At 40.4% G+C, this 8547-nt stretch carries 6 protein-coding genes; 2 read left to right on the forward strand and 4 right to left on the reverse strand.

Annotated elements, in window-relative coordinates; genetic code table 11:
• The first annotated feature begins 54 nt into the window (after window positions 1-54).
• Window positions 55-300, forward strand: coding sequence for a hypothetical protein (locus GCCT14_RS02700; RefSeq protein ID WP_157952524.1), 246 nt, complete (start codon window positions 55-57; stop codon window positions 298-300).
• Between the two features lie 212 nt (window positions 301-512).
• On the forward strand, window positions 513-3170 hold the full coding sequence (gene ftsH, locus GCCT14_RS02705) for an ATP-dependent zinc metalloprotease FtsH (protein ID WP_478209986.1): 2658 nt from the start codon (window positions 513-515) through the stop codon (window positions 3168-3170).
• A 21-nt stretch (window positions 3171-3191) separates the two neighbouring features.
• Here the strand turns inward: ftsH and pnp are convergent, their stop codons facing one another.
• The 4 genes from pnp to GCCT14_RS02725 all read right to left on the reverse strand — a co-directional run.
• Window positions 3192-5267, reverse strand: a complete 2076-nt coding sequence (gene pnp, locus GCCT14_RS02710) for a polyribonucleotide nucleotidyltransferase (RefSeq protein ID WP_108624137.1) — start codon at window positions 5265-5267, stop codon at window positions 3192-3194.
• A 116-nt stretch (window positions 5268-5383) separates the two neighbouring features.
• Window positions 5384-5653, reverse strand: a complete 270-nt coding sequence (gene rpsO / locus GCCT14_RS02715) for a 30S ribosomal protein S15 (RefSeq protein ID WP_108623939.1) — start codon at window positions 5651-5653, stop codon at window positions 5384-5386.
• A 109-nt stretch (window positions 5654-5762) separates the two neighbouring features.
• Complete coding sequence (locus GCCT14_RS02720; RefSeq protein WP_108624138.1) at window positions 5763-6647, reverse strand: metallophosphoesterase family protein; 885 nt, start codon at window positions 6645-6647, stop codon at window positions 5763-5765.
• Between the two features lie 46 nt (window positions 6648-6693).
• On the reverse strand, window positions 6694-8547 hold a 1854-nt coding region (locus GCCT14_RS02725; RefSeq protein WP_157952525.1), incomplete at its 5' end, for a P-type ATPase actuator domain-containing protein.

Here is an 8547-nt window from a genome sequence, read left to right on the forward strand (position 1 = left end):
CTCCGAACTATTTAAATTACGTGATGACTTTCTATTTTCATGATGAGTCTTGGTTTGGTCTCGTCTACGTCTGCTCTCATTTTGCAGGCGAGAGGAGCAATTTTCCAAGCTTTTGGCCTGTCTTATGTTGCACTTCTCGCGCCTCTTTTTTCCGTTTCTTTGATTGGTCTTTTCCCTGTTTATGATTCTATTTACTCAATTGGAACAAGAAATCAGCCTCTCGTTCAACAAAATGCTGCAATTAAATTGGATTCACCTATCACATCAGAAACATATACTCCATACAGTTGCGAGGGGTAATAATTTTTTTACATTGTTCTTTATTTAAGTTTATCGTTCTTCATCCCTCTACTCTTTGGAGAAGTTTAAAGCTATCTGTTGTATGATTGATCCGTTTGCGTGATGGTTTTCTTTCGTTATTTTGCTCTGTTTTTAGCTGAGGGAGGGATGAACAAGTGAAGAAACGGATCCCGAGTGGGTTTTTCATTCTTATTGCATTGGCTCTGGTTGGCATGTCCTTTTTACAAGGATTTTTCACTCTTTCTTATGCTCAATTCTCCTTCCCTCATCAATTGGAACACCTAGTGAATCTTGAGTTGATTCATCCAGAGGAGTCTAGAAAGGTTGCCCTCAATCATGGTCTTGTAACGTTACATGGACGTTGTCGAGATGAGTTGCCTGATAGAGCGGAAAAAAAGTTTCAATTTTTGAATCTTTTGAATGAGCATTTTCAGTTAAGTGAAAGGAAGAAGCGTCTTTTTGCTAAATTGAAAGAAGCTAGAGAGTCGTCTATTCTTGCTTGGAACTACTTTGTTTCTATTCGTTTTGCAAATCCTCAGAGGGGCAGGATAGTTCTTGTTCCGCCTTCTCATGAATTTCCAGAAGTAGTTAGTGGAATAATTTGCGATCAAAAACCTTTTCATCAGTTTCTTTCTTTTGATCAAGTTGTGGAGCGTTTTGGAGCGTTTATTTCTTCTCCACGTTTATCAGATGTTCCTGCAGCTCGGCATCTTTTACAGGAATTTTACGAGGAATTGCAATCTCCTGTTCTTGGGATTGCCTCCGAATCTTTGAAGGCTCACTTGCGCGCGGCATCATCTCTCTTAGAGGAGGCTGCAAATTATCGTGGCATTCAAGAGCATGTACACGCTCTCCGTTCTGTGTTTGATCATTTATCCATTGTGACGCACGGATTGGAAGACCCTGTTGGTTGGAACAAGGAAGCAAAGGTTCGTTCGATTCGTGACTACTACGAATCTTTAGACAGTTTAATCGAAATTAGTCAAAAACTAATTCCCTTACAGGTTCAGCTGGAGGTTGCTCTTCAACAGGAAGAGGGTTCTATCTGGTTTTTTGAAGATGCTGTTTTATCTAGTCGTGAATTATCTGAGCAAGATCCTGACCAGTTTAGTTTGTGGTTTGCGCAAGCTTTGCAAGTTTGGGATCAATTCCCTTCTAACAAAGGTCATTCTTTCAAGCTTCCTGACCAGGTTAGGAATCGTGTTTTAGAAACCACGTTCCGAAGTCAAGAGCTTTCTCCGAACTATTTAAATTACGTGATGACTTTCTTTCCATTTCTCATCATGTTGATTTTCTTGGTTATTTCTTTCTCTAAGCAATTGAAAGGGATGAGTGGAGGAGCAATTACGTTTGGACGTTCACCTGCTCGTCTTATGCAGAAGGGCACTTCTAAGATTACTTTTCAAGATGTGGCTGGCGTAGAAGAAGCTAAAGCTGAACTACAAGAGATTGTCTCTTTTCTAAAGAATCCTCAACCTTTTCTTGCTATTGGAGCTCGCATTCCAAAAGGTATTCTTTGCGTTGGGCCTCCTGGAACTGGGAAGACTTTAATTGCTAAAGCTGTTGCTGGTGAAGCTGATAGGCCTTTTTTCTCTATGTCGGGATCTGACTTCGTGGAAATGTTTGTTGGGGTAGGAGCTAGTCGAGTGAGGGACACCTTTGATCAGGCTAGAAGACATGCTCCGTGTATTGTTTTCATGGATGAGATTGATGCTGTTGGTCGTCACCGAGGAGTTGGTATCGGTGGTGGTAATGACGAGAGAGAGCAAACATTAAATCAGCTTCTTGTTGAGATGGACGGTTTTGAGAGCAATGAGGGCATTATTCTCATGGCTGCAACTAACCGGCCTGACGTCTTGGATAAAGCTCTTCTTCGTCCTGGTAGGTTTGATCGTAGAGTAGTTATTGACTTGCCTGACATCCGTGGTCGTCACGAGATTCTTCAACTTCACGCTAAAAAGATTAAGATTTCTCCCAATGTCGATTTAATGAAAATTGCTCGTTCAACTCCTGGAGCTTCTGGTGCTGACTTGGAGAATGTTTTGAATGAAGCGGCTCTTCTTGCTGTACATCGTTCATCGGATATTGTTGAGGATTGTGATGCTAGAGAGGCTCGGGACAAGGTCTTTTTTGGGAAGGAAAGAAAGAGTTTTGAGCTTGATCAAGAGGCTCGCTGGACTACTGCTGTTCACGAAGCTGGGCATGCCATAGTTGGCAAGTCTCTTAGTCATTGTGATCCAGTAGAGAAGATTACAATTATCCCTAGAGGCTTGGCTTTAGGTGCAACTTACACTCTCCCAACGAAGAATCGTACAGGTTACAAAAGAGATGAATTAGGTCATATCCTTGCGATGCTTTTTGGGGGACGTTGTGCGGAAGAGATTTTGATTGGAGACATATCAAGCGGGGCTCAAAACGATATTGAGCGTGCCACGGAGATTGCTCGTCGCATGGTATGTGAGTGGGGAATGTCTGATCGTTTTGGTCCGGTCACTCTTGATGATAAATCAGATAGGTCTGGAGCGAGTGGGCTTTCATATTCAGTGCGTTCAGATGAGACTCTTCGCGAAATTGATGGGGAAGTATTGGCAATACTTACAGAGGCCAAGAAGACCTCAGAAAAGATTCTCAGTGAGAAAAAAGAACTCCTTCAGAACCTTTCAGATCTCTTAATCGAATTTGAGACTTTGGACAGTCATGAGCTAGAAGAAGTGATTTTAGGGACATTTGATGCAGACAAGAAACGTAAATCTGTTGAAACATTAACTCCAATCAAAGTCCCAACAGCTGACGGTAAATCTTCTGAACAAGATTCGTCCCAACCTCCTCAGGAAGAAAACAATCCACCTGATCAGGAAGGAAAAAAGTAGAGGAAATAACATCCTCTACTTTTACCTTGATTGAAGACGCTGGGTAAGTCTGATTTGACCTTTGGTATTGATTTCGAGAACTTTGACGTCAATTTTGTCGCCTACTTTATACGATTGAAGTAGGTTGGAGCCGGTCGAAATCATTTCAGAGACGTGGCATAAGCCTTCTTTGCCCGGCATAATCTCAATGAAAAGACCGAAGACTGCTATCGATTTTATTTTTCCGTGGTAGACCTTTCCGATTTCTACATCGACAGTCAACTCTTCAATCATCTTTTTAGCTTTGATAATCGATTCTTTGTATGGAGCGGAAATGTAAACGATTCCAGTCCCATCTTCTATATTGAGGTCAGCTTGACTCTGCTCACAGATCGAACGAATCGTTCGTCCATTAGCTCCTATCAGAGTTGCAATTTTGTTTAGAGGGACTTTGACAGTTTCTATACGAGGAACATGATCCGGAAGCTCTCTTTTTTCTTTCGGACATTGTTTGGCCATCTTATCAAGAATAGAAAGAACTCCTCTGCCAGCTTGAGCAATTGCTTTTTGCAAAACCGAAACCGGAATCCCACGTACCTTCACGTCCATTTGTAAAGCTGTAAACCCTTTAGACGTGCCAGCTAACTTGAAATCCATATCACCAAGCATGTCTTCTAGCTCAGATATGTCACTGAGAATAGCTTCAGCTTCAGATGTTTCAGGGGATAAAAGAAGGCCCATGGCTATGCCTGCTACAGGCTCTTGAATAGGAACCCCCGCATCAATTAACGCTAGACAACCACCACACACTGAGGCCATGGAGCTTGAACCACTAGATTCTGTAATCGTTGACTCAACTCTAATCACATATGGAAAAATAGCTTTGTCAGGCAGAACTGCGCTAAGAGCTCGCTCGGCAAGTTTGCCATGCCCTAATTCACGACGTCCAGGGCTTCCAACTTTACCAACTTCTCCAACACAGAAGTTTGGAAAGAAATAATGTAAGTAAAAACGTTGAGAACCCTCTCCATCCAAAGTCTCAAAACGTTGGGACATTTGTTCACTACCTAATGTACAGACAGCAACTGATTGAGTCTCACCACGAGTGAAAATAGCTGATCCATGCACGCAAGGAAGATAACCTAAATGAACTTGAATGGGACGAATCTCTTCAGTCTTGCGACCGTCTAAACGTGTGCCATGCTGAGAAATAGAGGTTTTCAATTCATCACGTAGAATATGATCAAGACTGTGTGAGAAAGAGACAATCTTATCTTCAGGAAGGTCAACGGAAATGTCATGCCTTAACTGGTGAAGAGCTTCCTGACGAATAATTTTGTCTTTTAATCGAATCGTACTATGTATCTTTTCTCCCCATTCGGAACGAATCTTCTCTTCAATTTCCTTATCTATTTCATATGAGAAAGGTAACTTCTCCTTACCAACTTCTCTAAGCTCTTCAATCGCATGACAGATAGACTCAATCGACTTCGTAGCAAGTTCAGCAGCTTCTAATAGGAGAGATTCAGAAACAGGATCCCCATGCCCCTCTACCATTGTAAGGCCATATGGAGTCCCAGAAAATGTAACGTCAAATAAAGATTGATTCAACTCAGAAGCAGAAGGATTAACAACTAAACGATGATCAACCGTTAAGCAGATTTTTACAGCTCCAACATAAGTTTGTACCGGAATAGAAGAAATCGCTAAAGCAGCACTACTTGCACATATAGCAAGCGTGTCAGGCAAATTAGAACGATCATACGACCAGACCATCGAGAGACTCTGCACCTCATAGGAAAAACCTTTTAAAAAGGTCGGTCTAAGTGAACGGTCAATTAAGCGGGCAATCAGAACTTCCTTTTCAGACGGACGACCTTCCCTCTTGATAAATCCTCCAACGGTTTTGCCGATAGAAGAGAACTTTTCTTGATAATCAACCCTTAAAGGACAAAAACATGCTCCAACTTGTGGAGATCTAGACTGGCAAATAGAAGAAAAAACAACTGTCTCGCCACAACGAGCCAATACAGCTCCGCCAGATTGCCTAGCAATTTCACCAGTTTCAAAAGAAATCTCTTTCCCATAGATTTCAAACCGTACTTGTTTTTTAGACATGAAAACTCTCTGTAGAGATATGATCAAAACGAAATAGGGCGGACTCTAGGGAACGAGCAGAAAAAAGAAACAAAAAAGGCGCTCCTCTTTTCTTAACTACCGTCAAGATCGACCAATCACCGGCGAAGGTTCAGTCGTGAAATAAGAGAACGGTACCTTTTCGTATCAGTAGAGTTTAGATACTCAAGAAGACGACGCCGCGCTGCAACAAGCTTAAGAAGTGCAAGTCTAGCACTGCGGTCCTTAGTGTTTTTTTTGCAATGTTCAGACATTTCAGCTATCTTTTCGCTGAGAATAGCGATCTGCACATCAGCCGACCCTGTATCTTTTTCGTGGAGCTGAAACCGCTTCAAAATTTCGTCTTTTGTTCTTTTATCCAGAGACATCTGCTCTCGGCCTCCCAATCGCACCACAAGACAAACCCAACCGTCGTGGGATTGCAAGTTTACCTGATTTCGACTAAAAACTCAAGTTTGCATCAGTGTGTTAGTGGGATTATAATCTTTTTGTAAAGGAACCTAATTTGATTGGGGATTCGTTTTCTAGCTGATACCAGCATGATGTCAAGATGTCTTGAAAGAGTTCGTGCATACACCAGGTAGGGTTGTAACCTAATAATGAAGAACCACTGTCGAATGAAATTAGCTCTCGTTCACTATTTTTCCAAATTCGATGATGAAGTTCATGAGTGTGACCGTGTAGATACAGTTTTACATAAGGAGAACGCAAAAGACAGTTGCGTAATGATTCGTTCCTAAGAAGAACCCTCCATTGACTCCTTATATTAGCCAGAGGAAAGTGCCCCATTACTACACAGGGTTGGTTTACTTCTTGGAGGATTATTTCCAAATTTCTTTCTAACGTTTCAGAGAAAATTCCTTGAGCGTGTCCTATTTTTGGATTAGTCAAATCAAGGCATATTCCACACCATCCATTTCGAAAGTTAACTAGGGTAAGTCCTTTATCTAAAAAGTTCTCTACGGAAAAATCGAACGCATTGAGCTCTAAAAGTCGTATGAATGAGTTTCGTCCTTTTCGTTTCTGGAATACATCGTGATTGCCTGGAAGTATAAGCTTAGGAATGTGATTTAGCTGTTCGAGCCACTCCATAGCTAGTTGGCATTCTTTTTTTGATCCTTTGGTTGTTAGATCTCCAGAGATTACTAGACAGTCTATCGACTCTTTTTGATTTTGTAGAAATAGAAGAAGAGATTCAACATTTCCTTTGAATTGCCTGCGAGATGAGAAAGAAAATAGTAGGTATAGTTGAGCGAATAGGCTTCGACATTTATTGGATGTAAATAGTCCAAAGTTCAGCTCTGGAGTAAAAAAATGTAGATCAGAGATGTGAGCAAGTCGAAAAGGGCTCGTTTGATTCATGAAAATGTTACCTTATTCAAGTAGAGAATGGATCTGATTGGCTTTTTTAAAAACGTGATCGAGAAGTGTATTTGGAATTGATTCCAATCAACATAACGCCTAATAACTGAAATAAAATAAAAAAACGTTCTCTTGACGTTATCGGCAAAAAATATGGGATATAGCTAGAAAGAATTCCACATACATGCGAGAAGAATATATTCAAATCTCGAGTGTGAACGTATTTGTTGATTAAGCAAATCGCGATGCCTACATGTTCTTCCTTTTGAGGAACAATTTGAATTGGAAAATAATAACTTGTTCTTTCTTTTAGTGTTCCAATTTCAATGCATGAAGAGTACAGTTCTTTCTTATCGGAAGAAGGCCTCTCAATACAAGCAGCTTTTTTCCCTAATTTAGAAATAATTTCAGGAAGATCTTCAGATTGAATAACATCTAGATTGAAAAGAAGTCGAAGCTCTTCGGCAAAAGGTCCTTTAACTTGATCGACACAAAGTACTGGTTCACAATTCGCTTGTTTTATTGAGTCAAGTATGGAACACACATTGGGAAGGCACTGTTCTGTAAAAGCAAACGCAGCAATCACTGCACCCTCTAGAGACATCACTTCAACGTGCTCTCCCTTAATGAGAGATGTATCGATCCATTCGCGAATAGTAGATAGATCAACTTTCCCTCTTTGAGAGATCCATCCAGGATTGCCCATCAAGATTTTTGAGCCTCGGAAACATGTCTCTATTCCTTGCCCATGATCAATTGTAGAAAAAGAGAGCATAGATGAAACAACTTCAATGGCTTCTTTTGGTTTTTTCTGTGTGGAATGCGGTATGTAGACATCAAATAAAGCTTGAGCAAGTTCAGGATTGACGTGTCGTTGAATGCTTGAAGCTATTAGGAGAACTGCTCCTTTTGAAAAAGAAGAATGAAACGTAAGCTCAATCGAAATTGCTGAAGGCAATGTAATAATATCGCTTAAAAGAGCCCGTCTACGAGTTAGAAATTCTTTTTTGAAGAAGACTTTTCTAATACAATTAGAAAAGCATGAAAGTTGAGAAATGTGAATCTCTGGGTGTTCTTCTAAGATCTTTCTTCTTGTAAGAGAATCTGCTAAAGCAATTGCTATGAAACCTAGGAAAGGGAATCCATACGTGATGCGTTCCAATGAGAGTTGAACGGTAGAAAATGTAAAAACAGAATGACCTCTCAGAAATTGATCCAATATTTGGCTCAAGATGATGAATGTCATAAATGGAAGAACTGGAATGGTGAATTCACGTTGTGTTTTAATGTGTGTCTGCTTGGAAAGTAAGTTTTCATGAATTTTGTTAAACAAAGAATTTTTTCTTGAACAAGTCGTTAACATTAGAACTGACGCAGTTAAATTTCGACTTCCTGCAAGGATTTGATCTCCTTCATACTTAGGGGCAGATTGGGTTTTGCCATCAAGCCAAGAATCGTCAACCAGTGTAGCTCCGGATGTAATCGTACCGTCTGTAGGAAAGAGATCTCCTATCTGAACAAGTGCGAACTCTCCTCCAACAAGAGTATCAATAGGAATGTCAATAAGATCGTGGATTCCGTTTCGAATAACTTTTATTTCAGCCCACAAATGATCGATATCTTGTTGATGTGTCAGAGTTGAAGTTAGGTCAGTATGCATGAAGAGGCAAGTGTCAAAGACTATGAATAGCAATTGCAGGAAAGAGATATATGGGAAAATAGGCCCGCTATTTAATTTTAAAAAAAACGAAAGAAGAAAATAAACCGATAACCAAGTTAGATGAGATTCAATGACACGCGGTAGATGTTGTTTTATGCAAATTCGAGAGATTGTCCAGTAAAGATCTCCCAAGCCAAAAAATGAAAAAAGAAGCGAATATTCACTGTTTCCAGTCCACGC

The sequence above is a fragment of the Candidatus Similichlamydia epinepheli genome (assembly GCF_003056015.1).

Coding starts and splice junctions, on each gene's coding strand:
- ftsH (WP_478209986.1), top strand. CDS start 513: ATGTCCTTTTTACAAGGATTTTTCACTCTTTCTTATGCTCAATTCTCC.
- pnp (WP_108624137.1), bottom strand. CDS start 5,267: ATGTCTAAAAAACAAGTACGGTTTGAAATCTATGGGAAAGAGATTTCT.
- rpsO (WP_108623939.1), bottom strand. CDS start 5,653: ATGTCTCTGGATAAAAGAACAAAAGACGAAATTTTGAAGCGGTTTCAG.
- GCCT14_RS02720 (WP_108624138.1), bottom strand. CDS start 6,647: ATGAATCAAACGAGCCCTTTTCGACTTGCTCACATCTCTGATCTACAT.